Annotated in this window: 19 protein-coding genes; 1 reads left to right on the top strand and 18 read right to left on the bottom strand. The window is 60.0% G+C overall.

All coding sequences use genetic code 11. The features are described 5' to 3' along the window. Positions 1-138 precede the first annotated feature (138 nt). The 16 genes from mdoH to hutC form a co-directional block, all read right to left on the bottom strand. Positions 139-2709 carry a glucans biosynthesis glucosyltransferase MdoH gene (gene mdoH, locus NTD87_RS05845; RefSeq protein ID WP_262112536.1) on the bottom strand — a complete coding sequence of 857 codons (2571 nt, stop codon included), beginning with the start codon at positions 2707-2709 and terminating at the stop codon, positions 139-141. Then, positions 2702-4462 (bottom strand): glucan biosynthesis protein G, encoded by a 1761-nt coding sequence (locus tag NTD87_RS05840; RefSeq protein WP_315975281.1) that lies wholly within the window; start codon positions 4460-4462, stop codon positions 2702-2704. Before NTD87_RS05840 ends, mdoH begins: the two co-directional genes overlap by 8 nt. Positions 4463-4739: 277 nt before the next feature. Continuing rightward, on the bottom strand, positions 4740-5177 hold the full coding sequence (dtd, locus tag NTD87_RS05835) for a D-aminoacyl-tRNA deacylase (protein ID WP_262112533.1): 438 nt from the start codon (positions 5175-5177) through the stop codon (positions 4740-4742). Continuing rightward, positions 5174-6145 carry a prolyl aminopeptidase gene (gene pip, locus NTD87_RS05830; RefSeq protein WP_262112531.1) on the bottom strand — a complete coding sequence of 324 codons (972 nt, stop codon included), beginning with the start codon at positions 6143-6145 and terminating at the stop codon, positions 5174-5176. Before pip ends, dtd begins: the two co-directional genes overlap by 4 nt. Before the next feature lie 104 nt (positions 6146-6249). Then, positions 6250-7185, bottom strand: a complete 936-nt coding sequence (locus NTD87_RS05825) for an alpha/beta hydrolase (protein WP_262112530.1) — start codon at positions 7183-7185, stop codon at positions 6250-6252. Positions 7186-7289: 104 nt separating this feature from the next. Beyond that, positions 7290-8234 carry a choline ABC transporter substrate-binding protein gene (locus tag NTD87_RS05820; protein ID WP_262112528.1) on the bottom strand — a complete coding sequence of 315 codons (945 nt, stop codon included), beginning with the start codon at positions 8232-8234 and terminating at the stop codon, positions 7290-7292. Between the two features lie 251 nt (positions 8235-8485). Further along, a complete protein-coding gene (hutG, locus tag NTD87_RS05815; RefSeq protein ID WP_262112526.1) occupies positions 8486-9289 on the bottom strand; it encodes an N-formylglutamate deformylase in 804 nt (267 codons plus the stop codon). Between the two features lie 10 nt (positions 9290-9299). Continuing rightward, positions 9300-10505: an imidazolonepropionase gene (hutI, locus tag NTD87_RS05810; protein ID WP_262112524.1), complete on the bottom strand. Its 1206-nt coding sequence runs from the start codon at positions 10503-10505 to the stop codon at positions 9300-9302. A gap of 16 nt (positions 10506-10521) precedes the next feature. Beyond that, a complete protein-coding gene (locus NTD87_RS05805) occupies positions 10522-11931 on the bottom strand; it encodes an amino acid permease (protein WP_262112522.1) in 1410 nt (469 codons plus the stop codon). Between the two features lie 108 nt (positions 11932-12039). Beyond that, on the bottom strand, positions 12040-13578 hold the full coding sequence (gene hutH / locus NTD87_RS05800) for a histidine ammonia-lyase (protein ID WP_262112520.1): 1539 nt from the start codon (positions 13576-13578) through the stop codon (positions 12040-12042). Positions 13579-13773: 195 nt separating this feature from the next. After that, positions 13774-14595 carry a glycine betaine/L-proline ABC transporter ATP-binding protein gene (locus NTD87_RS05795; RefSeq protein ID WP_262112519.1) on the bottom strand — a complete coding sequence of 274 codons (822 nt, stop codon included), beginning with the start codon at positions 14593-14595 and terminating at the stop codon, positions 13774-13776. Further along, on the bottom strand, positions 14592-15443 hold the full coding sequence (locus NTD87_RS05790; RefSeq protein ID WP_262112518.1) for an ABC transporter permease: 852 nt from the start codon (positions 15441-15443) through the stop codon (positions 14592-14594). The genes NTD87_RS05795 and NTD87_RS05790 overlap by 4 nt, the downstream gene beginning before the upstream one ends. A 171-nt stretch (positions 15444-15614) precedes the next feature. Beyond that, entirely contained in the window at positions 15615-17081 is a 1467-nt protein-coding gene (locus tag NTD87_RS05785) for a purine-cytosine permease family protein (protein WP_262112517.1), read from the bottom strand. A 164-nt stretch (positions 17082-17245) separates the two neighbouring features. Next, positions 17246-18949 (bottom strand): urocanate hydratase, encoded by a 1704-nt coding sequence (gene hutU / locus NTD87_RS05780; protein WP_262112515.1) that lies wholly within the window; start codon positions 18947-18949, stop codon positions 17246-17248. A gap of 506 nt (positions 18950-19455) precedes the next feature. Continuing rightward, a complete protein-coding gene (locus NTD87_RS05775; protein ID WP_262112513.1) occupies positions 19456-20031 on the bottom strand; it encodes a HutD family protein in 576 nt (191 codons plus the stop codon). A 13-nt stretch (positions 20032-20044) separates the two neighbouring features. Continuing rightward, the gene (gene hutC / locus NTD87_RS05770; RefSeq protein ID WP_262112646.1) at positions 20045-20713 is read right to left on the bottom strand and encodes a histidine utilization repressor; all 669 of its coding nucleotides are present in this window, start codon (positions 20711-20713) and stop codon (positions 20045-20047) included. 187 nt (positions 20714-20900) lie between these two features. Between hutC and NTD87_RS05765 the strand changes: the two genes are divergently transcribed. Continuing rightward, positions 20901-22265, top strand: coding sequence for a formimidoylglutamate deiminase (locus NTD87_RS05765; RefSeq protein WP_262112511.1), 1365 nt, complete (start codon positions 20901-20903; stop codon positions 22263-22265). A gap of 122 nt (positions 22266-22387) precedes the next feature. Here NTD87_RS05765 and NTD87_RS05760 read toward each other — a convergent pair whose 3' ends face one another. Both NTD87_RS05760 and NTD87_RS05755 read right to left on the bottom strand, forming a co-directional pair. Next, positions 22388-22957: a lipocalin family protein gene (locus tag NTD87_RS05760; RefSeq protein WP_262112509.1), complete on the bottom strand. Its 570-nt coding sequence runs from the start codon at positions 22955-22957 to the stop codon at positions 22388-22390. Positions 22958-22988: 31 nt separating this feature from the next. Beyond that, positions 22989-23243, bottom strand: a complete 255-nt coding sequence (locus NTD87_RS05755; RefSeq protein WP_262112507.1) for an outer membrane protein assembly factor BamE — start codon at positions 23241-23243, stop codon at positions 22989-22991. Between the last annotated feature and the right edge of the window lie 24 nt (positions 23244-23267).

Raw genomic sequence — 23267 nt, 5'->3', positions numbered from 1 at the left:
CAAAAAGTTGTCCGACACACCAAAGAGGGTGGCGATGCTAACGCACTCATCCGTTTGCACAAGGGGGTGGGTGGGGATTTGTTGTTTCGGGAGAGCGCGATCAAAAAAAAAGCCCCGCTGGTCAGCGGGGCTTTTTCATCAGGCCGGTAGCGCCTGGGGCATTGCCGGCTTGAGCGGCAACAGCGGCGCATGCGGATCGGCTTTCACCGACGCTCGCCAGGCGTCCAGCCACTGTGCGTGGCCCTCGCCCCACACCTGCTCATGCAAGCGAGCCAACGCCACCGGGTCACTTAACAGCACCAGACGCTCGCTGTTGTTGAGTGCCGCCGGGCCGGCTTTCAGCGCATGACGAACCCGCTCGACACGCAGCCACTCGATCGGTTCCGCGTGACCGTGACGCGACGTCGCCAGCGCGCACGCCAGGGCATTCTGCTGCGGATCGACCACCGCACGAATGAAACCGTCGTTCAGCGCGTGCCAACGGTTTTCGTGGGTGTACTGATCGGTTGCCAGCAAGGCCTGAGGCGGATTGTATTCCTCAGGGATCAGGAACAGGCTCTCGTCACGGGACTTCAGGCCCAGCTTCACCCGGCTGGAGATCACCGACACCGGGATCGACAGCATCAACGAACCGACGATCGGCACCAGCCACCAGAGGAAGCTCGGGTTGAGCCAGATCACCAGCAAGGCCCAGAAGAAGCCCAGCAGGGTTTGCGGACCATGGCGGCGCACCGCTTCGCTCCACGGCGTGGAGTCGTCGTCACGTTGTGGCGAGTTCCAGGTCGCAGCCCAGCCGAGGAACGCGGCGAGTACGAAACGGGTGTGGAAGATCATCCGCACCGGCGCCAGCAGCATGGAGAACAGCATCTCCAGCAGCATCGACAAGGTCACCTTGAACTTGCCGCCGAACTCTTTCGCGCCCTTGGCCCAGATCAGGATGATGCTCAGCAACTTCGGCAGGAACAGCAGCACGATAGTCGTCGAGAACAACGCAACGGCCTTGTCCGGGTGCCATTGTGGCCACAGCGGATACAACTGTCGTGGCTCCATGAAGTACTGCGGTTCCATCAGCGTGTTGACCGCCAGCAGCGCCGTCGACAGCACCAGGAAGAAGAACCACAGCGGTGCCGACAGGTAGGACATCACGCCGGTAAGGAACACCGCACGGTGCACCGGGTGCATGCCCTTGACCAGGAACAGCCTGAAGTTCATCAGGTTGCCGTGGCACCAACGACGGTCACGCTTGAGTTCGTCGAGCAGGTTCGGCGGCAATTCTTCGTAGCTGCCCGGCAGATCGTAAGCAATCCACACGCCCCAGCCGGCACGGCGCATCAGCGCCGCTTCAACGAAGTCATGGGAAAGGATCGCACCGGCAAAAGCGCCTTTACCGGGCAACGGCGCCAGGGCGCAGTGCTCGATGAACGGCTTCATGCGGATGATCGCGTTGTGGCCCCAGTAGTGGGATTCGCCCAACTGCCAGAAGTGCAGACCGGCGGTGAACAGCGGACCGTATACCCGGGTGGCGAACTGCTGCATGCGTGCATACAGCGTGTCCATGCCCGAGGCACGTGGCGCGGTCTGAATGATCCCGGCGTCCGGCGTGGCTTCCATCAAGCGCACCAGACTGGTCAGGCATTCGCCACTCATCACACTGTCGGCGTCGAGTACGACCATGTACTTGTAGTCACCGCCCCAACGACGGCAGAAGTCGTCGAGGTTGCCGCTTTTGCGTTTTACGCGACGACGACGACGGCGATAGAAGATCTTGCCGAAACCCTTGGCTTCGCGACAGACGTCCAGCCAGGCTTGCTGCTCGGCAACGCAGATGTCGGTGTCGTTACTGTCACTGAGAACGAAGAAATCGAAACGGTCCAGGTCACCGGTGGCGGCGACCGACTCGAAGGTCGCGCGCAAACCGGCGAACACTCGCGGTACGTCTTCGTTGCAGATCGGCATCACCAACGCAGTGCGAGCATCCTTGGGGATCGGCTCGTTACCGGCGCTGGCGCCGGAAATACGGTATTTGTCATGCCCGGTGAGCAACTCGAGGAAGCCCATCAGCGCGGTCCAGAAACCGGCCGACACCCAGCAGAACAGAATCCCGAACAGAATCAGAATGCTGGTTTGCAAGGCATATGGCAGCACTTGCGTGGCGGTCTGGAGCAGCGGTTGGTGCAGGACTTCGTTGAGATCGACGAATGACCAGCCCTGGTACGGCATGATGCCTTTCATGTACCAGCCCGCAACAATGGTCTGGCCCAGCATCAACACCAGCAGAATGTAACGACGGATCGAACCGACGGTGCGCCAGCGAGCCGCCGGCAACACGCGATCATCCTTGGGCGGAGCCGGAGGATTGGTGCGACCGGTCAGCCGACGCCAGCCACGCACCAGAATATTGGTGCGCCACGGCTCGGGAACGACCTTGGTCCGACGAATCGGTGGGGTTGCCTTGAGGCACACCCGGCCACTGGCGTCGAGCGCCAACATCTCGGTCTCCTCCAGCTCCTCGGCGGAGTTGAGGGTCAGCCGACGGCCGACCGAGGCTTGGGCAGCCTCGCCCGGTGCGTCAAACGTCGATGACGACAGGCGTTCATGCAGTTCGCTGAAAGACTTGCAGCCCGCCAACTCGGCGCGCTGCTCATCGGTCATCGGCAGGTGCGCCAGATACTCGCCGAGAGTTTCTGGCTGTACTTGGGAATTACTCATCGGCTGGCAACTGGTAGCTCCAGGTCTCGGTCAGCACTTGTTCAGTCGTGGCTGCATCCGGGGCAGGAGGTGTGGCAGGGGCGGCTTCGACAGCGACAGGCTGCTTGGCGTCTTTGTCTTTCTTGTCGAGCTTCTCTTGTTGCCTGGCGGCGATTTTGTCGGCCTTGGCAACGGAAGAGTTGGCGTTTACCACCAAGGCCTTGGCCGGCTCAGGGACTACGATGTCCTTGACCAGCGCGGCACGCATCTCGGTGGACTTGCTCGGGTCCTTGATCTTCATGCGCAGGGTCAGGCGCCAGCCCTGGGTTTCAGGGTTGTAGCGCACGCTGTTCTCAACCACTTCGGCGTTGTCGCCAACACTGACCTGGCTGCGAACTTTCGCGTCTTCCGGCAACGCCTTGAGGGACGGGCCTGTGAAATCCACCAGGTAGGCAACGCTGCCGTCCGGCTGACGAATCAGGTTGGACTGTTTCACGTCACCGGTGGAGCGCAGGGTCTGTTGAACCCAGGCGCTGTCCGGCGAATGCAGGGCCGCTTCGTCGATGGTCCAGTGCAGACGATAGGCGAAGTCCAGCGGCTGACCTGGCTCAGGCAGTTTTTCCGGGCTCCAGAATGCCACGATGTTGTCGTTGGTTTCGTCGGCGGTCGGAATCTCTACGAGGTCGACGGTGCCTTTGCCCCAGTCGCCTGTTGGCTCGATCCAGGCGCTTGGGCGCTTGTCGTAGCGGTCATCGAGGTCTTCGTAGTGACTGAAGTCACGACCGCGTTGCAGCAAACCGAAACCACGCGGGTTCTCGACCGAGAAGTTGCTCACGGCCAGGTGTTTCGGGTTGTTCAACGGGCGCCAGATCCACTCGCCGTTGCCGGCATGGATCGACAGGCCGCTGGAGTCGTGCAATTCGCGACGGTAGTTCAGGACTTTCGACGGCTGGTTGGCGCCGAACAGGAACATGCTGGTCAGTGGAGCGATGCCCAGCTTGCTGACCTTGTCGCGCAGGAACATCTGCGCCTTGACGTCGACAATGGTGTCGCTGCCTGGACGCAGGGTCAGGCGATAGGCACCGGTGGCACGCGGCGAGTCCAGCAAGGCGTAGATCACCAAATGCTTGTCGGTCGGCTTCGGCTGCGCAATCCAGAACTCGGTGAAACGCGGGAACTCTTCACCGGACGGCAGCGCAGTGTCGATCGCCAGGCCACGCGCGGACAGGCCATAGGTGTGGCCTTTGCCGACGACGCGGAAGTAGCTCGCGCCGAGCATGGTCATGATTTCGTCTTGCTTGTCGGCCTTGTTGATCGGGTACAGCACACGAAAGCCTGCATAGCCCAGCTGTTCAGTGGCTTTAGGATCGAACTTCACGTCGCCGAAATCGAAACGACTCGGGTCGTACTTGATCTCTTGAACGCTGTCGGCAGTGATTTCGTTGATCTTCACCGGCGTGTCGAAGTGCATGCCCTGGTGATAGAACGACAGCTTGAACGGGGTTTTCTGATCGGCCCATTCGGCTTTTTCGGTCAGGAAACGAATTTTCTGATAGTCCGCGAATTTCATGTCGCGGAATTCGTTCGGCAGATTGCTGCGCGGGGCTTCGTATTTCTGTCCGGCCAGCTCTTTTGCCTTGGCCGACACATCATCCAGATTGAATGCCCAAAGCTGGCCGGCGCTGAGCAGGCAAAGCAGAGCAGAGCCCGTCACCAGTGCGTTTCGTAACCGTTTGGCAGACAATTTTGGTGCATTACAGGGACTAACAATCACGAGCAACCCTCGCCGAAAACAGATCAAAAAACCAACGGCTAGCTAACTATGTGCCAGGTTGGCGAGCATTGTTCCGACTCCGATGGGGCTAAATGATTCCCCAAACGGTTGCGGACAAGTCTCTACCTAAGTCAAAAATGGGCCAACGAACGCTGATCCCCGTAACGCGGGATTATCTAGTAGGCCGCGTTACAACGCATCAGGGGTAACAAAGTATTTATCGCGAAAAACACCTGTTTTCGACCGAAACACGCCTAAAAACATGTTTCAAGCGCTTTCAGGTCTGTAACAGGAAGGTTACCGGGCCGTCATTGACCAAATGCACCTGCATGTCCGCACCAAATCTACCTGATGCCACTTTGCCATGTAACTGTTGTGCTTTGGCTAATAAATAGCCAAAAAGCTCTTCTCCCAGTGCCGGTGGGGCAGCGGTAGAAAAGCTCGGACGCAAACCATTTTTGGTATCGGCGGCCAGAGTGAACTGCGAGACCAGCAGCAAACCACCGCCGACGTCGGCCAAGGACAGGTTCATCTTGCCCTCGGCGTCACTGAATACCCGATAGTTAAGCAGCTTATGCAGAAGTTTGTCGGCACTGGCCCGGGTGTCTTCCGGTTCGACCGCCACCAACACCAGCAACCCCTGGTCTACCGCCCCCACAATTTCCCCCGCCACTTCGACGCGTGCGCCTCGCACACGCTGTAACAGGCCCTTCATGCTTCTTCAGGCGGCAGATCAAGCAAACGCCGGGCCATCTGGCTGGCCGCACGCACCAGTGCATCGGTAATGCCCGGCTCGGACGCCGCATGTCCGGCGTCGCGGATCACCTGCAGTTCGCTGTTCGGCCAGGCCTGATGCAGTTCCCAGGCATTATCCAGCGGGCAGATCACGTCGTAACGGCCGTGGACGATGACGCCCGGCAAATGGGCGATCTTGCCCATGTCGCGAATCAGCTGGTTCGGCTCAAGGAAGGCGTTGTTGGTGAAGTAATGGCATTCGATCCGGGCGATCGACAGCGCGCGCTGCGGCTCGGAGAAGCGCTCGACCACCATCGGGTTCGGACGCAGGGTGGCCGTGCGACCTTCCCAGGTCGACCAGGCCTTGGCCGCGTGCATCTGGGCAATCTGGTCGTTGCCGGTCAGACGCTTGTGGAACGCACTGAGCAGATCGTCACGCTCGTCCAGCGGGATCGGCGCGATGTAGTCCTGCCAGTAATCCGGGAACAGACGGCTGGCGCCGGCCTGGTAGAACCATTCGATTTCCTGCGCACGGCAGAGAAAGATCCCGCGCAGGATCAGACCGTGCACACGCTCCGGGTGGGTTTGCGCGTAGGCCAGTGCCAGGGTCGAACCCCACGAGCCGCCAAACAGCACCCATTTATCGATGCCCAAGTGCTGGCGAATGCGCTCAAGGTCGGCGACCAGATCCCAGGTGGTGTTGTTTTCCAGGCTGGCGTGCGGGGTAGAGCGACCGCAACCGCGCTGATCGAAGGTCACAATGCGGTACAGGTTCGGATCGAAGAAGCACCGACTCTGCGCATCACAACCAGCCCCCGGACCGCCATGAATGAACACCACCGGCAAACCTTCCGGTGAACCACTTTCGTCGACGTACAGCGTATGTGTTTCATCGACGGCCAGATCGTGCCGGGCGTGGGGTTTGATCTGCGGGTACAAAGTCTGCATTGCGCGCTCCGTAAGGGGTCGAGGTCATCCCTGGGGGGACTTCTATTATTCTGCCGTCCGGCATCATAAACCCGAATTACCTGAATGAGCATGCCTGCGAAAAATCAGACTTCGCTTACAAGAAACCGATGCAAATACGCCAACAGGCTTTCATAGAGTAGATCCACTTCCGCGACCTGGCCCCGGCCCCGCAAACAGCCGTGAATCAGACCTTTGCCCGGATACAGGCTGACCTCGCCTCCTGCGGCGTCCAGTCGCTGGGCATAACTGACGCCGTCGTCGCGTAGCGGGTCGAATTGCGCGACGGCGATCATCGTCGGTGGCATACCGCTGAAATCCTCGGCGAGCAATGGCATTGCGTAGGCCGACGGTTGCCGCGTACCGCGCAAGTACAACGCGTGATAGCAGTCCAGGTCGCTGCTGCTGAGGAGCGGTGCATCGGCACATTCGCTGCGCGATGGGAGTCGGGCGTCACCGCCCAGTCCTGGGTAAATCAAGACTTGTGCACAGGGCAAGCGCTCGCCCCGGTCGCGCAATGCCAGACACAACGCCGCGGCAAGATTGCCGCCGGCACTGTCACCGGCCACCAGCATCCTTCCTGCGTCCAGCGCAAACGGGCTCGCCCCAGCGCGCAGCGCTCGCCAAACGCTCAGGCAGTCATCGAATGCCGCAGGAAATGGATGCTCCGGCGCCAGTCGGTAATCGACGGCAATCACCAACGCCCCCAGAACCGCTGCCAGTTCGGCGCAAATGAAGTCGTGCGAGTCCAGGTCCCCCACCACCCAACCACCGCCGTGCAGATACACAATGCACGGCCAACCCGCCCCCGGCGGTGAAGCCGGCGGCTGGTAGGATCGGACGGCAACACCGTCCAGCCTGAAATCGGTGACCTCCAGCCCCTCCGGCCGAGCGGGGGTAAATGCCCGACACATTTGACTGTAGGCCTGACGCAGCCCGTTCAGGCTGCTGTCAGTGCTGTTGAAGCTGAGGGTTCTCTCGACAAATGCCCAGAGCTGCGGTGAAAGCGGGTAATCGGACATGCTGGAGTGACCTGGGCAGCAACGGGTTTAGACGACTCTGAGTCTGCACATACCCTGTGGCGAGCAAGCTCGCTCGCCACAGGTGCTTGCGTTGGCTTTCAGGTCTACTTCAGGCTGGCTTGAACCGACGCCACACCGTCCTTGCCATCGAAACTGCTGACACCCGCCAGCCAGCGCTGCAGATCCTCGGGATGCTCACGCAGCCATTTCCGGGCGACTTCCTGCGCAGTCTTGCGCTCCATGATCGGTACCATCAACTGGCTTTCCTGAGCGGCGGTGAACGTCAGGTTTTCCAACAGACGGTTCACGTTGGGACAACGCTGGGCGTAATCCGGCGCGGTCACGGTCGAGACGGTCGCCGCACCTTCGTTAGGTCCGTACACATCGTCGCTGCCGGTCAGGTAGTTGATCTTCATGTTGATGTTCATCGGGTGCGGGGTCCAGCCGACGAACACCACGAACTCCTTGCGATTGACCGCTCGCTGCACGGCGGCGAGCATGCCGGCCTCACCGGATTCGATCAGTTTGAAGTCCTTGAGGCCAAAGTGATTGATCTCGATCATGGTTTTGATCGTGGTGTTAGCGCCGCTGCCCGGTTCGATGCCGTAGATTTTGGCGCCCAACTGGTCTTTGAATTTGGCGATATCGCCGAAGGTTTTCAGACCCGCCGCCGCGACATAGTCAGGCACCGCGAGGGTCGCCTGCGCGTCAGACAGGCTGGGCTTGTCCATGACTTTGAGTTGATTGGCGGCGATGAACGGCGCGATGTTCTTGTCCATCGCGGGCTTCCAGTAGCCGAGGAAGATATCCAGGCGTTTATCACGGATACCGGCAAAGATGATTTGCTGCACGGCGCTGGTTTGCTTGCTTTCGTAGCCAAGCCCATTGAGCAAGACATCGGCCATGCCACTGGTGGCGATCACATCAGTCCAGTTGACCACGCCCATGCGTACGGACTGGCAGGACGCCGGTTCGTTGGCCAATGCGTTGGCGCTCAGGAGTGCAGTGCCGGTAAGGATTAACAGACAGCGGTTGAACAGTCGTTTCATCGGGAAGGCTCGCTCGGCAGCTGGTTATTGTGGGCCCGGTGTCTTCGTGCACCGTGCCCACAACGTTACTCAGCGAAGCTTGAGCCAAAGCGCCCTGTGGCGACTGTGTTTTGCACAGGGGCGACTGTCCCACCACCCTGTGGCGAGGGAGGTTACCTTGTGGGAGCGAGCCTGCTCGCGATGGCGGACCGACAGGCAACAGCTATGTTGAATGCAATGGCCTCATCGCGAGCAGGCTCGCTCCCACAGGGTCATGCGCAGTAGTGTTTCTGCCCCCACGCCAGCAACCCTTGCAGCAATTCCTTGAGCACCACTTGCGTCGGTGCCGCGAGATCCGGCCGATAGTGGAACGGTTCGACCTCTTCCATGTAGGTGCACTGCCCCAGCTCCAGTTGCACCGCGTGGATGTTTTCGGCCGGGTTGCCGTAATGACGGGTGATGTGACCGCCCTTGAAACGCCCGTTGAGCACATGGCTGTAATCAGTGTGCCGAGCGCAGATGGCTTCGAGCTGGCTGGCCAGCTGTGGATCGCAACTGGCGCCGTTGAAGGTGCCAAGGTTGAAGTCTGGCAGCTTGCCGTCGAACAGGTGCGGGACCACCGAACGGATCGAGTGCGCATCGAACAACAGCGCATAACCGAACTCGGCCTTCAGCCGCGCCAGTTCTTGCTGCAGGGTGCTGTGGTACGGCGTCCAGACCTTTTCCAGATACGTCGCACGCTCCTCGGCCGATGGCTCCAGCCCTTCGCGGAACAACGGCACGCCGTCGAACATCGTTGCCGGGTACAGACCGGTCGTCGCACCGACATACAACGGCTTGTCGTCGGACGGACGGTTCAGGTCGATGACGAACCGCGAATACTCGGCGGCCAGGGTGCTGGCACCCAGCTCAGCGGCGAATTCGTAGAGCGTGGGAATATGCCAGTCGGTGTCCGGCAGGCTTTGCGCCTCAGGGATCAAACCAGCTTCAACCGCAGGCATCAGACGCACGCCAGCGTGAGGCATGCTGATCAGCAGCGGCACCCGGCCTTGTTTGAAGCTCAGAACCTTATCCACAACTGTTCTCCTATAACTCGACTTCAACGCCGTGACGCACGACGCGTTTTTCCAGGTCACCGCCCAACCAGTACGACAGGTCGGCGGGACGATCGATCTGCCAGGCCACGAAGTCAGCGACTTTGCCGACTTCGAGCGAACCATGGGTGTGCTCCATGCCCAATGCCGTGGCGGCATGAATAGTCGCACCAGCCAAGGCCTCTTCCGGGGTCATGCGGAAACAGGTGCAGGCCATGTTCAGCATCAACCGAACCGACAGCGCCGGCGAGGTGCCGGGGTTGAGGTCACTGGCGATGGCGATTTTCACCCCGTGCTTGCGCAAGGCATCCATCGGCGGCAATTGGGTTTCCCGCAGGAAGTAGAAGGCTCCCGGCAGCAGCACCGCAACGGTGCCGGAGGCGGCCATGGCGATGGCGTCGTCTTCGGTCATGAACTCCAGATGGTCGGCCGACAGCGCGTGATAACGCGCCGCCAGGCTGGAACCGTGCAGGGACGACAGCTGCTCGGCGTGCAGCTTCACCGGCAAACCGAGTTGCTGCGCGGCGACGAACACCCGCTCGACCTGCGCTGGCGAAAACGCCAGGTATTCGCAAAACGCATCCACCGCATCCACCAGGCCTTCGGCAGCCAGCGCCGGCAGCATTTCGCTGCAGATATGGTCGATGTAGTCGTCGGCGCGGTCGATGTACTCCGGTGGCAAGGCGTGAGCGGCCAGGCAGGTGCTGCGCACGCTGACCGGCAGTTCGGCACCAAGACGACGGATCACCCGCAGGATTTTCCGTTCGCTGGCCAGGTCGAGGCCATAACCGGATTTCATCTCGATGCTGGTTACGCCGTCACGCAGCAGGCTTTTCAGACGTTTCTTCGCACTGGCGAACAGTTCGTCCTCGGTCGCCGCACGCGTGGCGCGCACGGTGCTGGCAATGCCGCCGCCGGCGGCGGCGATCTCCGCGTAACTCACGCCTTGCAGGCGCTGCTCGAACTCGCCGCTGCGGTTGCCGCCGAACACCGTGTGGGTGTGGCAGTCGATCAGGCCCGGGGTGACCCAGGCCCCCGCGAGGTCATGGACCTCGGGGTATTCGCCGGACGGCAGCTCGCTACGTGGGCCGATCCACTCAATGTGCGCTCCTGACGTCACGATGGCGGCATCCTCGATGATCGAGTAAGTGCCCTGCGCCATGCTTGCAACGTGACAGTGTTGCCAGAGAGTTTTCATCCGAGGCCTCCGTTAGTTATCGATGAGAAAAAGAAGGTTCACGCGTGACCAGGGCTGCCTGCCCTGCTGCCGGTTTGACCCACGTCAGGTAGGCCAGCACCAGCAACACGATCCAGACCACGCCGACGATCAACGCTGCTTGGGTATCCGGGAAATAGCCCAGCACGCCGAAGACAAACAGCATGAACGCAATCGCCGCCATCGGCGCATAAGGCCAGAACGGAACCGGGAATTTCAGCTGCGCGACTTGCTCGGCCGTCATGGAGCGACGCATCGCCACCTGAGTGAACAGAATCATCAGCCAGACCCAAACGGTCGCAAAGGTCGCAATGGAGGCGATCAGCAGGAATACGTTTTCCGGAATCAGGTAGTTCAGCAACACGCCCAACAGCAATGCAATGCTCATCACCACCACGGTCAGCCACGGCACACCGTGACGCGACAACTGGGCAAAGGCCTTTGGCGCATGACCTTGTTCGGCCAGGCCGTACATCATGCGGCCGGCGCCAAAGATGTCACTGTTGATTGCCGAAACGGCTGCCGAGATCACCACGATGTTGAGCACGGTGGCGGCCGAGCTGATACCGAGGTTGTCGAAAATCTGCACGAACGGGCTGCCCTGGCTGCCGATCTGCTGCCATGGAAAGATCGACATCAGCACAAACAGGGTCAGCACGTAGAACAGCAGAATGCGCAGCGGCACGGCGTTTATCGCCTTGGGCAATACGCTCTGCGGGTCTTTGGCTTCACCAGCGGTGACGCCGATGATTTCGATGCCGCCGAAGGCAAACATCACTACCGCGAACGAGGCGATCAGGCCACCAAAGCCATTCGGCATGAAGCCGCCCTGGGTCCAGAGATTGGTGATGCTGGTGACCTGGGTGCCTGGCGCATTGCTGATGCCGAACAGCATGATGCCGAAGCCGCCGAGAATCATCGCAACGATGGCCGCCACCTTGAGCAGCGAAAACCAGAACTCCATTTCACCGAAGACTTTGACGTTGCACAGGTTCAGGCCGCCAATCACCGAAACGATGCCGAGTACCCAGATCCAGCGCGCGACTTCCGGGAACCAGAAGCCCATGTAAATGCCGAACGCGGTGACGTCGGCCAGACCGACGATGACCATTTCAAAGGCGTAGGTCCAACCCAGGATGAAACCGGCCATCGGTCCCAAGTAGGTGCTGGCGTATTGACCGAAGGAACCTGCAACCGGGTTGTGCACCGCCATCTCACCGAGGGCGCGCATGACCATGAACACCGCCGCACCACCGATCAGGTAGGCGAGCAGCACCGCAGGGCCGGCCATCTGGATGGCCGAAGCCGAACCGTAAAACAGCCCGGTGCCGATCGCCGACCCCAGTGCCATGAAGCGAATATGTCGGGCCGATAGCCCGCGTTTCAAGCCGTTTGCTGGCTTTTGCATTTCTCGTCCTTAGTTGTTCTTGTCGACGCAAAATCAGATCGAGAACAAGCCCGCTCCCACAAGGATTACGCTGAACCCGCGGGAGCGAGCCTGCTCGCGATGGGGCCGTTACAGGCTAGGCAACAACTTCGCCATCACCAGTTCATTCAAGCAACGCGAAGCCAACAGTTCGCTCGCGGCATTGATGTCCGGTGCAAAGAAACGGTCCTTCTCGTAGAACGGTACTTTGCCACGCAGGATGCCGCGTGCCTTCTCCAGTTTCGACGAAGTCTTCAGACCGTCGCGCAGGTCCAGGCCCTGGCAAGCAGCCAGCCACTCGACAGCCAGAACGCCGCGGGTGTTTTCGGCCATTTCCCACAGACGCTTGCCAGCGGCAGGTGCCATGGAAACGTGGTCTTCCTGGTTGGCGGACGTCGGCAGGCTGTCCACCGAGTGCGGGTGCGACAGTGCCTTGTTCTCGCTGGCCAGAGCTGCCGCGGTCACCTGGGCGATCATGAAACCGGAGTTCACGCCACCGTTGGCCACCAGGAATGGCGGCAGTTGCGACATGTGCTTGTCCATCATCAGCGAGATGCGGCGTTCGCTCAGGGAGCCGATTTCAGCGATGGCCAGAGCCATGTTGTCTGCGGCCATGGCAACCGGTTCGGCGTGGAAGTTACCGCCGGAGATCACGTCACCTTCAGCCGCGAACACCAACGGGTTGTCCGACACGGCGTTGGCTTCGATCGCCAGCACTTCAGCGGCCTGACGGAACTGAGTCAGGCAAGCGCCCATGACTTGTGGCTGGCAGCGCAGGGAGTACGGGTCCTGCACCTTTTCGCAGTTCTCATGCGAATCGGAGACTTGGCTGCGCTCACCCAACAGATCACGGTAAGCGGCAGCGGCGTCGATCTGGCCTTTTTGACCACGAGCAGCATGAATACGAGCATCGAACGGCGAGCGCGAGCCCAGCACGGCTTCAACGGTCAGACCGCCAAGGGCCAGGGCGCCAGCGAACAGGTCTTCGCCTTCGAACAGGCCACGCAGCGCGTAAGCGGTGGACACCTGAGTACCGTTGAGCAGCGCCAGACCTTCTTTGGCCGCCAGCGTCAGCGGTTGCAGGCCAGCCACTTTCAGTGCTTCGGTGGCTTCCAGCCATTCGCCTTTGTAACGGGCCTTGCCTTCGCCCAGCAGTACCAGCGACATGTGGGCCAGAGGCGCCAGGTCACCGGAAGCACCAACCGAACCTTTCAACGGAATGTGCGGGTACACCTCAGCGTTGATCAGCGCGATCAGCGCGTCGATCACCACCCGGCGAATGCCGGAGAAACCACGGCTCAGGCTGTTGACCTTGAGCACCATGATCAGACGCACCAGGGCGTCGCTGATCGGCTCGCCAACGCCGGCAGCGTGAGACAACACCAGCGAGCGCTGAAGGTTTTCCAGGTCTTCGCTGGCAATACGGGTCGAAGCCAGCAGGCCGAAACCGGTGTTGATCCCGTAAGCTGTACGGTTTTCCGCGAGGATCTGTTCCACGCAGGCGACGCTGGCTTCGATTTGGGCGAAAGCGCTGTCGTCGAGGCTGATTTTGACCGGTTGCTGATAAACAGCACGCAGTTGGGCAAGACTCAGTTGGCCAGGGATAAGGTTCAGAGCAGTCACATTCATTCTCCTTTTGAGAGTTTTATTTAACTAACTAACCAGACGCTCCGGATGATTCCGTTGTCCGTCGCTGCCCGCTTTTTGAGGGGGGGTGGCGCCTTGGCACGCTGGTTTTTGTAGAAATCAGTACAGCTTTGGTAACGCGGTTTGCAGCAGTATCGGGTCTTTCAAAATCAATTCAGCCTGGGCATGGCAGCTCCCTTAAACCGTCGCCGCGCGACGCTGGACAAACCGGTCGACGTATTCATCGGCCGGCGAGTGAAGGATCTCTTTCGGCGTACCGACCTGGATCAATCGCCCATCCTTGAGGATCGCAATGCGGTTGCCGATGCGCACCGCTTCATCGAGATCATGGGTGATGAACACGATGGTCTTGTGCAGAGTCTGTTGCAGTTCGAGCAACTGGTCCTGCATCTCGGCGCGGATCAACGGATCGAGGGCACTGAAGGCTTCGTCCATCAGGATGATGTCGGTGTCCGCCGCCAGGGCACGGGCCAGACCCACACGCTGACGCATGCCGCCCGAGAGCTGATGCGGGTATTTGTTTTCGTAGCCTTTGAGGCCCACGGTGTTGATCCAGTGCTGCGCGCGCTCGACACACACCTGCTTGCTTTCACCACGCACTTTCAAACCGTAGGCGACGTTGTCCAGCACACTCTTGTGGGGCAGCAGGCCGAAGCTCTGGAACACCATGCTGATCTTGTGCCGACGAAATTCGCGCAGGGCTTCCATGTCGTATTGCAGGATGTCCACGCCGTCCACCAGGATCGCGCCGCTGGTCGGGTCGATCAGGCGGTTTAAGTGACGCACCAGTGTCGACTTACCGGAACCCGACAAGCCCATGATCACGAAGATTTCGCCGGTAGCGATGCTCAACGACAGATCATTCACGCCGATCACGCAGCCGGTCTCGGCCAGCACCTGATCCTTGCTCTTGTTCTCTCGGATCATGTTCAGCGCGTCGGCCGAACGGTCACCGAAAATCTTGAAGACATTTTTGACTTCGATCTTGGCCGCGGTCATTGGCTCACCTCATGCCGTGGACGACCGTAGGCCTGGGTAATGCGGTCGATGACCACTGCCAGAATCACGATCGCCAGACCGGCTTCAAGACCACGTCCGACGTTGAGGGTCTGGATACCCACCAGCACGTCTTCACCCAGGCCACGGGCACCGATCATCGAGGCGATTACCACCATCGACAGGGCCATCATGGTGGTCTGGTTGATCCCCGCCATGATGCTCGGCAGGGCCAGCGGCAGTTGCACGCCGAACAGTTGCTGCCAGCGGTTGGCACCGAAGGCGTTGATGGCTTCCATCACTTCGCGATCGACCTGGCGAATGCCCAGATCGGTCAGGCGAATCAGCGGCGGTACGGCGTAGATCACGGTGGCGAAAATCGCCGGGACCTTGCCCAGGCCGAACAGCATCAGCACCGGGATCAGGTACACGAAGCTGGGCATGGTTTGCATGATGTCGAGCAGCGGCATCAGCACCGAACGCAGGCGATTGCTGCGCGCCGACAGAATGCCCAGCGGAATGCCGATCAGCACCGAAATAATCGTCGCCACCAGCATCAGTGCCAACGTTTGCATAAGCTTGTCCCAGAGGCCGACAGCGCCCACCAGGAACAGCAGCCCCACAATCACCGCCGTCGTCACCCGCTTGCGGGTGGCGTGCCAGGCAATGCCGGCAACGATCGCCAGCATCAACCACCACGGCGCCGCGCGCAGCAGGCCTTCAAGGTTGACGATGGCCCAGAGCAAGGTGTCGGAGATGTGGCGGAACACATCTCCGTAGTTGACGACCAGCGCATCAACCCAAGTGTTGACCCAGTCGGCGATGGAAAAGGTGAAGCTTTCGGGAAACATAAGAGACTCTCAATCAAGTGGGTGTAGCGAACGTCCCGGCCAGCCTCTCGGTTAGCCGGGAGGTATTCGACCTACAGTTCCGCGTTGATTTTCCTGGCAGCGTCGGTCGTGACCCACGTCTGCCAGATCTCAGGATGTTCCTTCATGAAGATCTTCGCCAGTTTCGTCCAATCAGATCGCTGCAACGCCATCCGCCCCACTTGTTTTCGCTGCTGAAGCGTCGCCCTGCTCGACCGGCAGTATCAGGCGCTCGGGTACTGCGCTATGCCACTTCTTGGCCGCGAAGTAGTACATCGCCGCCGGTACCACTAGACCGATGATCCACGAGATGTCGGTATCACCGAGGCTCGCGACCAGAGGGCCGGTGTAGAAGTGGGTGGAAATGAACGGCATTTGAATCAACACGCCGAACACGTAAATGCTGATGCCCATGATGTTCCAGCGACCGTAGCGACCCTCAGGGTTGGACAGTGCCGGAATGTCATAGCGCTCTTTGGTGATGCAGTAGAAGTCCACCAGGTTGATCGCGCTCCACGGCGTGAAAAACGCCAGCAGGAACAGGATGAACGCGGAGAATTCCTTGAGGAACGAATCCTTGCCGAGCAATGCCAGAGCCGCAGCGATCGACACCATGATGAAGATGTACAACAGGCGTACGCCGCTTCCAATGTGGCGGCTGCCACGGAAGCCACTGATGATCGTTGCGATCGACATGAAGCTGCCGTAGGCGTTCAACGTGGTCACGGTGACTTTGCCGAAGGCCACGGCGAAGTACAGCAGCGCCGCGACAATCCCGGTACCGCCCAGGCTGACAATGAACGACACCTCGTGGTGAGCGAACTGCGAACCGGCCAGGGCTGCGGCGAACACACCGAAGACCATCGACGCCTGCGCACCGATCACCGAACCCAGGCCAACGGCCCAGAAGGTTTTCGACGCAGAGGTGCTACGCGGCAGGTAACGCGAGTAGTCCGCCACATAAGGGCCAAACGCGATCTGCCAGGACGCCGACAGCGACACCGCCAACAGGAAACTCGCCAGGGAGAAGTGCTTGTTGCCCAGCAGCGCACTGATGTCGTTACCGGCCAGCAGCTTGTAGAACAGGTAGATGAACGCCACCACGCCCAACACACTGGCGACACGACCGATGCCGTGGATCACCCGATAGCCGAACATGGTGAAGACCATGATGCTGCCTGCGAACAGCGCGATGCCGACCCAGTCTTCAACGTGCAACAACTGCGCGACCGCCTGCCCCGCCAGCAACGAACCGCTGGCCGAGAAGCCGATGTACATCAGGCACACCAGCACCAGCGGAATCACTGCCCCATACACGCCAAACTGCACGCGGCTGGAGATCATTTGCGGCAAGCCGAGTTGCGGGCCTTGGGCTGCGTGCAGCGCCATGACGCCACCGCCGAGCAATTGTCCGATCAGCAAACCGATCAACGACCAGAACACATCCCCGCCCAGTACCACCGCCAATGCACCCGTCACAATCGCGGTGATTTGCAGGTTGGCACCCAACCACAGGGTGAACTGACTCAATAGACGACCGTGTCTTTCCGCTTCCGGGATGTAGTCGATCGAACGTTTCTCGATCAACGGTTTACTGCGTGCACGATCATCATTAGCCATGGTTCAACCTCTGTGGATTGTTCTGGGTATACCTGGTGTTGGCTTTTGTGGGAGCGAGCCTGCTCGCGATAGCGATTTGTCAGTCAACAAAGATGTTGAATGTGCTGGCCTCATCGCGAGCAGGCTCGCTCCCACCAAAAGCTCCTGCGCCTACAAGTACTGCGTTATTTACCGGTGATCATCGGCAGGTTCAGGCCCTGCTCGTTGGCACAGTCGATAGCGATCTGGTAACCGGCATCGGCGTGACGCATAACGCCAGTGGCCGGGTCGTTGTGCAGAACGCGAGCGATACGCTCGGCCGCTTCGTCAGTACCGTCGCAGACAATGACCATGCCCGAGTGCTGGGAGAAGCCCATGCCGACGCCGCCGCCGTGGTGCAGGGAAACCCAGGTCGCGCCGCTCGCGGTGTTGAGCAGGGCGTTGAGCAGTGGCCAGTCGGATACGGCATCGGAACCGTCCTGCATGGATTCGGTTTCGCGGTTAGGGCTCGACACCGAACCGGAGTCCAGATGGTCGCGGCCGATCACGATCGGTGCCGACAGCTCGCCGCTGCGGACCATTTCGTTGAACGCCAGACCGAGCTTGGCGCGCAGACCCAGGCCAACCCAGCAGATACGTGCCGGCAGACCCTGGAAGCTGATGCGCTCGCGCGCCATGTCCAGCCAGTTGTGCAGGTGGGCGTCGTCCGGGATCAGTTCTTTGACCTTGGCGTCGGTTTTGTAGATGTCTTGCGGATCGCCCGACAGCGCAGCCCAACGGAACGGGCCAATACCACGGCAGAACAGTGGACGGATGTAGGCCGGTACGAAGCCTGGGAAGTCGAATGCGTTCTCGACGCCTTCTTCTTGCGCCATCTGACGGATGTTGTTGCCGTAGTCGAAGGTCGGAATGCCCATTTTCTGGAAATCGAGCATCGCTTTAACGTGCACGGCCATCGATTGCTTGGCGGCTTTGACCACGGCAGCTGGCTCGGTCTTGGCGCGGGCGCGGTACTCTTCCCAGGTCCAGCCGGCCGGCAGGTAACCGTTGAGCGGATCGTGGGCGCTGGTCTGGTCGGTGACCATATCCGGGCGCACGCCGCGCTTGACCAGTTCCGGCAGAATTTCAGCCGCGTTGCCCAGCAGAGCGATGGAAATCGCCTTGCCTTCCTTGGTGTATTTGGCAATGCGGGCCAGCGCGTCGTCGAGGTCTTTGGCTTGCTCGTCGACATAACGGCTGTTCAAACGGAAATCGATGCTGACCTGCTGGCATTCGATGTTCAGCGAGCAGGCACCGGCCAGGGTAGCGGCCAGTGGTTGTGCGCCGCCCATGCCACCCAGACCGGCAGTCAGGACCCAGCGACCGGTGAGGTTGTCGTTGTAGTGTTGGCGACCGGCTTCGACGAAGGTTTCGTAGGTGCCTTGGACGATGCCCTGGCTGCCGATGTAGATCCAGCTGCCGGCAGTCATCTGGCCGTACATGGCCAGGCCCTTGGCGTCCAGTTCGTTGAAGTGTTCCCAGCTCGCCCAGTGTGGCACCAGGTTGGAGTTGGCGATCAGCACGCGTGGCGCGTTGCTGTGAGTCTTGAACACGCCGACCGGCTTGCCGGATTGCACCAGCAGGGTTTCGTCGTCATTCAGGTTGGTCAGGCTCTCGACGATCTTGTCGTAGCATTCCCAGTTACGCGCCGCGCGACCGATACCACCGTAAACCACCAGTTCTTTAGGGTTCTCGGCCACTTCCGGGTCGAGGTTGTTCATCAACATGCGCAGCGGCGCTTCGGTCAGCCAGCTCTTGGCGGTCAGCTTGTTGCCGCGGGCAGCACGGATTTCAACGTCACGGTACTTAGTAAAAGTGACGGGGGTCGGTTTCTGGGTATTGTCAGTCACGAAAAAAACTCCTCAGCAATCAATCCAAACCAGCCCAGGCTGTGGGCGAGCAAGCCAATGTGCAAACGGTGCACACCGGCGAATCAGTGGACGATGGTCGAGTCTTCGTGACTCATACGCATACGTCTTTACTTGTACATACAAGCATATGCAATCAAGCGGCCAACTTGCTGGATGGGCATGCAATAAAGTGCTGAATCTGGCTGAAAAGCCCTTGGGGCAAGGGTTTGGCGGGGAGCGTTTTTTTTGGAGGCGGGATTTTTCGAAGAGTGACAATTGTTACCTGAGCGCGGTTTTGCGCCACGCTGGGGCGTTCGGTAACAAATTAGTGTGCACAGGGAAACGGCGAGAGATGTTTTTTGTGGCGAGGGAGCTTGCTCCCGCTGGTCTGCGAAGCAGACCCAAAGCCAGAGCAAGTGGTGTGACAGATAAAACGTGTTTGCCGGATTTACGACTGCTGCGCCCGAACGCGGACCGGCCGACGGGAGCAAGCTCCCTCGCCACAATTAACTATGTGCAGTCAGTTCAATCACGCAGCACTGGCCACTGACGGAAACATCCAGCAGCCCGGTGTTACCGTTCAGTTGCAGGCAATCATGACGCCCCAGAACATGGACCCCGCTGCCATCGATCTGCACGTCGAGTGCGTCGGCCACGCTGAACACCAGCAGGGTGCCGGCCGAGCTGAAGAACCGTTGCTCACCCGCTACCCACTGCAACCGCGCCTGATAACGATTCGGTGCATAAATCAGGTTGAAGTCGCGAATCGCACCGCCAAGCAGCGTGCAGGAAACCTGACTCTCGCCGCTGAACGCAAACGGGTCCAGCGGTAACAATGGCCGTGTGTTCTGACCGTCGACCGTCAAGGTCATGCCGTCGCCCTGCAGCACGGTGATGACCCGCTCATAACCGGCAAAGGTGGAGAAGCCGCCCGATTCACCGATATCGGCAATCGACAGGCGCCAGCCAAATCCATCCAGACCCGTCCCCGCATCGCGGGTGATTTCTTCGGTGCTGCCACCGCCGTTTTTCCACGGCATGCGCGGATAATCAGCCGCGCGCAAGACCTTCAACTGACTCATTTATGCCTCTTTATTATTTATGAAACCGCCCTTCCAGACGATGACGGGAACCGGGGTGGATCAAACGAGCGGCCGTCACTGGCTGACGCCCGGACCAGGTCCGACGGCGAATCAGCAGGCACGGCTCGCCTTTTTCGATCTGCAGCAATTTGCATTCGGAAGGCTCGGCAAGAATCGCTTCGACCACGTGCTCGCCTTCGGTCAATGGAGCAACCTGATTCAGATAGGCGTAAGGCGTTTGCAGGGTGAAGTCTTGCTTGAGGTAGTCCGGCGCCACCAGGGCGTTGACGAAACGGTCTTCGATTTGCACCGGAATATCGTTCTCGAAATGCACGATCAGTGAGTGGAAGACCTTCTGGCCTTCACGCATGTCCAGCGCCAAGGCGCGTTCGGAACCGGCGGCCTCTTCTTCCAGAGTGATGACCTTGCACGTGTGACGATGGCCGCGAGAGGCGATTTCGTCGGCAATGTTATGCACTTCGAACAACGCGGACTGGCTCTTGGGTTCGGCGACGAAGGTACCGACGCCCTGCATGCGCACCAACAGGCCGTCAGTCGTCATCTCGCGCAGGGCGCGATTGATGGTCATGCGGCTGAAACCCAGCTGGCTGACCAGCTCGCTTTCCGACGGCACACGGTAGTGCGGCGGCCAGTTTCCACTGTCGATTTGCTGGGTGATCATCTGTTTGACGCGAGCGTACAAGGGCGCCGGACTGTCGCCCAGATTGGCACTCAGCTTCGATTCTACAGGCGGAGTCGGCACAGGAAATCCTTGTTCGTTAATGAAGGTGACTAGCTTGCCGGAGTTTACCGAGCAGGCAAACGTCTGTATATGTATATACAAATAACACACGATGGGGTGCTGAACCATGTCCGCCTTCTTTGCCGAACGCGCGCTACTGCCTAGTGGATGGGCCAACAATGTACGTCTCGAGGTCAGTGCCGATGGCCTGCTGACCCACATCCAGGCCGATGCGAGCGCCGAAGGCGCCGAACGGTTGAGCGGTCCGCTGCTGCCGGGCATGCCGAATCTGCACTCCCACGCATTCCAGCGGGCGATGGCTGGATTGGCCGAAGTGGCGGGTAATCCGAACGACAGTTTCTGGACCTGGCGCGATCTGATGTATCGCCTCGTCGGAAAAATCAGCCCGGAACAACTCGGGATCATCGCCCGTCAGTTGTACATCGAAATGCTCAAGGCCGGTTACACCTCGGTCGCCGAATTTCATTACGTGCACCACGACCACAACGGCCACCCTTATGCGGACCCGGCCGAGTTGTCGTTGCAGATCAGCCAGGCGGCCAGCGCCTCTGGCATCGGCCTGACCTTGCTGCCCGTGCTCTACAGCCACTCCGGTTTCGGTGGTCTGGCGCCTAATGAAGGCCAGCGACGCTTCATCAACAGCACTGAAAACTACCTGAAACTACAAGCACGCTTGCAGCCAATACTGGCGCAGCAACCGGCGCAACAACTGGGCCTGTGCTTCCACTCGTTGCGTGCAGTCACGCCGCAGCAAATCAGCGAAGTGCTGGCGGCCAGCGACAAGCAATGCCCGGTACACATCCACATCGCCGAACAGCAAAAGGAAGTCGACGACTGCCTGAGCTGGAGCGGTCGCCGTCCATTGCAATGGCTGTACGAAAATACCGACGTCGATCAGCGCTGGTGCCTGGTCCACGCGACCCACGCCAACCCGGAAGAAGTCAGCTTGATGGCCAAGAGTCGCGCCATCGCCGGCTTGTGCCTGACTACCGAGGCCAATCTGGGCGACGGGATTTTCCCGGCCGTGGACTTCCTCGCTCAAGGCGGGCGCATGGGCATTGGCTCCGACAGCCATGTGTCGCTGAGCGTGGTGGAAGAATTACGCTGGCTGGAATACGGCCAGCGCCTGCGCGACCAGCGGCGCAATCGCTTGTATGGTGCCGATCAACCGATGGTCGGTCGCACGCTATACGACGCCGCGCTCGACGGTGGCGCACAAGCGCTGGGCCAGCCGATTGGCGCGCTGGAAGTCGGCAAACGCGCCGACTGGCTGGTGCTCGACGGCAACGACCCTTACCTGGCAACCGCCAGTGGCGACGGGATTCTGAACCGTTGGCTGTTTGCCGGTGGCGACCGCCAGGTGCGCGACGTACTGGTGAACGGCAAGTGGGTGGTGCGCGACGGGCATCACGCGGGCGAAGAAGAAAGTAACCGGGCCTTCACCCAGGTCCTGCGCGACTTGCTCGGCTAACACCAAAAAACCAATGTGGGAGCGAGCCTGCTCGCGATGACGGCCCATCAGCCAACATCATTGTTGAAACTGATGACCCCATCGCGAGCAGGCTCGCTCCCACATTTGGTATTCGCTCGTGCTTATTTCGAGGTCTGGGCCATTTTTGAGTCCGACACCCGCCAGATCAGGCGTGTGGTGTCGTAACCCTGCTGACGCGCCCTGCTCAGCAGTTCCTCGCGGGTATCCGCGTTGACTTCCGGCTTGCGTGACAGCAACCAGAGGTAACGCCGATTGGGGCTGCCGACAATCGCGGTCTGGTAATCATCACTGACATACAGCACCCAATAATTGCTCTTGGTCACGCCTGGCAACAGCCGGGTAAACCAGTTATCGAAGCTCACCCACAGTTTGTCAGCCTTGCCGGGAATCTGCGGCGTCGCCGTGCCCTTGGCTTCTTCCCATTTCCACTCGGGCGTCAGGCAGCGGTTCAACACTTCCATGTCACCGTCGTTCTTCAGGGTGTAATGAGCTTCGGATTGCGCACAGTTACGCTGGAAGTACATGGGCATGCGCGCCAACTCGTACCATTTACCCTGGTAACGCTTGAGGTTGACGCTATGGACCGTTTTCGGCGCCAGTGAATCATCGCCAGAAGTGGCGCAGCCGGCCAATACCAGGCCGGCCAGAAGAACTATTACAAACCGCATCATTATTTTTCTCCCGTGGGCGTTTGGCCCCGGTTTACTTCAGGCCTTGCCCGGAAAACATCAGCACTTTGTCACCGGCGTACTGCACGCTGATAAAGCTGTTCTTGTCGCCCCAGGTGCAGCTGGACATGCCCAACGCGCCAGAACAATCGGCAGGTTTACCCAGCAAGGTTTCGACCTCGGCCTTGGGCATGCCCGTCGACAATTTCGAGTAGTTTTCCTGGTTGATCTTGCTGCACGCGACCAACAGCACGCAAAACGACAGCAAGGCGATAGATCGCAGCGACATGGTGTAACTCCTGGAAAGAGGGGG

Source organism: Pseudomonas sp. 6D_7.1_Bac1 (assembly GCF_025465945.1).
Classification (GTDB): Bacteria; Pseudomonadota; Gammaproteobacteria; order Pseudomonadales; family Pseudomonadaceae; genus Aquipseudomonas.
Note: the sequence above shows the minus strand (reverse complement) of the source record. Positions and strands in the feature narration are given on the sequence as shown.

What these genes read in the sequence shown, in the direction of transcription:
- mdoH (WP_262112536.1), bottom strand. Translation starts at nt 2,709, where the DNA reads ATGAGTAATTCCCAAGTACAGCCAGAAACTCTCGGCGAGTATCTGGCG.
- dtd (WP_262112533.1), bottom strand. Translation starts at nt 5,177, where the DNA reads ATGAAGGGCCTGTTACAGCGTGTGCGAGGCGCACGCGTCGAAGTGGCG.
- pip (WP_262112531.1), bottom strand. Translation starts at nt 6,145, where the DNA reads ATGCAGACTTTGTACCCGCAGATCAAACCCCACGCCCGGCACGATCTG.
- NTD87_RS05825 (WP_262112530.1), bottom strand. Translation starts at nt 7,185, where the DNA reads ATGTCCGATTACCCGCTTTCACCGCAGCTCTGGGCATTTGTCGAGAGA.
- NTD87_RS05820 (WP_262112528.1), bottom strand. Translation starts at nt 8,234, where the DNA reads ATGAAACGACTGTTCAACCGCTGTCTGTTAATCCTTACCGGCACTGCA.
- hutI (WP_262112524.1), bottom strand. Translation starts at nt 10,505, where the DNA reads ATGAAAACTCTCTGGCAACACTGTCACGTTGCAAGCATGGCGCAGGGC.
- NTD87_RS05805 (WP_262112522.1), bottom strand. Translation starts at nt 11,931, where the DNA reads ATGCAAAAGCCAGCAAACGGCTTGAAACGCGGGCTATCGGCCCGACAT.
- hutH (WP_262112520.1), bottom strand. Translation starts at nt 13,578, where the DNA reads ATGAATGTGACTGCTCTGAACCTTATCCCTGGCCAACTGAGTCTTGCC.
- NTD87_RS05795 (WP_262112519.1), bottom strand. Translation starts at nt 14,595, where the DNA reads ATGACCGCGGCCAAGATCGAAGTCAAAAATGTCTTCAAGATTTTCGGT.
- NTD87_RS05790 (WP_262112518.1), bottom strand. Translation starts at nt 15,443, where the DNA reads ATGTTTCCCGAAAGCTTCACCTTTTCCATCGCCGACTGGGTCAACACT.
- NTD87_RS05785 (WP_262112517.1), bottom strand. Translation starts at nt 17,081, where the DNA reads ATGGCTAATGATGATCGTGCACGCAGTAAACCGTTGATCGAGAAACGT.
- NTD87_RS05775 (WP_262112513.1), bottom strand. Translation starts at nt 20,031, where the DNA reads ATGAGTCAGTTGAAGGTCTTGCGCGCGGCTGATTATCCGCGCATGCCG.
- hutC (WP_262112646.1), bottom strand. Translation starts at nt 20,713, where the DNA reads ATGATCACCCAGCAAATCGACAGTGGAAACTGGCCGCCGCACTACCGT.
- NTD87_RS05765 (WP_262112511.1), top strand. Translation starts at nt 20,901, where the DNA reads ATGTCCGCCTTCTTTGCCGAACGCGCGCTACTGCCTAGTGGATGGGCC.
- NTD87_RS05760 (WP_262112509.1), bottom strand. Translation starts at nt 22,957, where the DNA reads ATGATGCGGTTTGTAATAGTTCTTCTGGCCGGCCTGGTATTGGCCGGC.
- NTD87_RS05755 (WP_262112507.1), bottom strand. Translation starts at nt 23,243, where the DNA reads ATGTCGCTGCGATCTATCGCCTTGCTGTCGTTTTGCGTGCTGTTGGTC.